We start from the raw sequence: 1,452 nt of genomic DNA on the forward strand, positions 1-1,452 counted from the left end.
AATTTATATTCCGACACGAAAAACCTAACTTATAAATAATAGAGGGTTACTCAGCTGCCATTTGTGCAAGCTTACGTTTAATATCAACGTTTAAGTTATTAACCCAGCGGTTGTAATTACGGTGTATTTCACCATCGTCATACTTCAAATTCTCTGATTCAACGTAAAGAATAGAGTAAAATTTGTCGTTATAAGGGATATCAACCACTGCGTGATGTGAACGAACATACAATTCAGCGCGGATCAAACCAGGTTTAATCTCAGAAACTAACCAGCCTCGATTTTCAGCAGATTCATAAATAGCTGATTTCACCTGTTTACTTTGAAGATTATGTGCAACTGGAGTATCCTCAACATTCATTACAGGCTGGACACGTCCACACCCTGCAAGAACCAATATGAATAACATTGAAACGGCTATTTTTAGTAATTTCATTTAAATTCCTTACCTGTGTTTATTTATAAGCACGCATAGTATTTAGTTAGACCCAAAGCAAATCAATACTCTATGTCAAATCAATCCCAATTAATGTCGTTTAATATTGAGAAATGGTCTGCAAACTCGGCTGGTCTCAATTCTGATGCCGAATGGCAAGCCTGGAGCACTAATTTAGATTGGCCGCAAGATGGCTCAACTGAATTTAAAGCGATCCCACCGATGATGCGCCGCCGAATGAGCCTACAAAGTAAATTGGCCGTTCAAACTGCATTGACACTCTTAAAAGACAACTCGATTGATTACCTGGTTTTTGCCAGTCGACATGGTGAACTGCACCGAACCGCAACCTTGATCCAGTCGATATTGGAAGGTGATGATGCCTCGCCAATGGCGTTTTCACAGTCCGTGCATAATACAGCTGCAGGGTTAACTACCATCGCAGCGAAAGCACCAATCCCTCTGACCTCTATCGCGGCCGGCCAAGATACTTTCCACAACGCTTTGATTGAAGCCTATCTTTACCTGAATCAATATCCATCACATCGTGTGTTAGTTATCGATTTCGACCAGCCTTTGCCAGAGCTCTATCAAGAGTTCGAAGCTCAAAGTTATACCGACTATGCGCTAGGGTTAGTGCTCACCTCAGGAAGTGATTACTCAGTATCAAGAGCTGTAACTTCAGTATCAAAATCTGTAGCTAACGAAAGCTCAGCCACTCCTTTACCACAAGGCTTGCAGGCGCTACAAAACATCCTTCTAGGTTCACAGAGCTGGACCATAACAGGTAAGCATCAAGATTGGACTTGGATAAACAACGCGAAAGCCGGAGAACTATAATGAGCAAGGTCGACCAATATTGGCGAGTATTCGCGACAGGCCTCTGCTTTACCATCTTCGGCTTGGGAGGCCTAGTTCTCAGCTTCTTGATCTTGCCATCTATCTCACTCATCACTCCTAACACCATTCAGCGTGAGCTCAGGGCTCAACGATTGATTCGCTTCTCATTCAATGCC

The 1,452-nt window shown here is 42.7% G+C and carries 2 protein-coding genes and 1 pseudogene; 2 read left to right on the forward strand and 1 reads right to left on the reverse strand.

The genetic code is table 11. From position 1 onward, the window contains the following. Positions 1-46: 46 nt before the first annotated feature. Positions 47-436, reverse strand: a complete 390-nt coding sequence (locus tag BCT81_RS27565) for a hypothetical protein (RefSeq protein WP_061034114.1) — start codon at positions 434-436, stop codon at positions 47-49. A 72-nt stretch (positions 437-508) separates the two neighbouring features. Between BCT81_RS27565 and BCT81_RS27570 the strand changes: the two genes are divergently transcribed. Beyond that, positions 509-1,276, forward strand: coding sequence for a beta-ketoacyl synthase chain length factor (locus BCT81_RS27570; protein ID WP_102426523.1), 768 nt, complete (start codon positions 509-511; stop codon positions 1,274-1,276). Then, a pseudogene (locus BCT81_RS27575) lies at positions 1,276-1,452 on the forward strand (1-acyl-sn-glycerol-3-phosphate acyltransferase); the annotation flags it as partial. The gene BCT81_RS27570 and the pseudogene BCT81_RS27575, both read left to right, overlap by 1 nt.

This window comes from Vibrio sp. 10N.261.52.A1, from assembly GCF_002876325.1.
Taxonomy (GTDB): Bacteria; Pseudomonadota; Gammaproteobacteria; order Enterobacterales; family Vibrionaceae; genus Vibrio; species Vibrio chagasii.

Coding starts and splice junctions, on each gene's coding strand:
- BCT81_RS27565 (WP_061034114.1), bottom strand. CDS start 436: ATGAAATTACTAAAAATAGCCGTTTCAATGTTATTCATATTGGTTCTT.
- BCT81_RS27570 (WP_102426523.1), top strand. CDS start 509: ATGTCAAATCAATCCCAATTAATGTCGTTTAATATTGAGAAATGGTCT.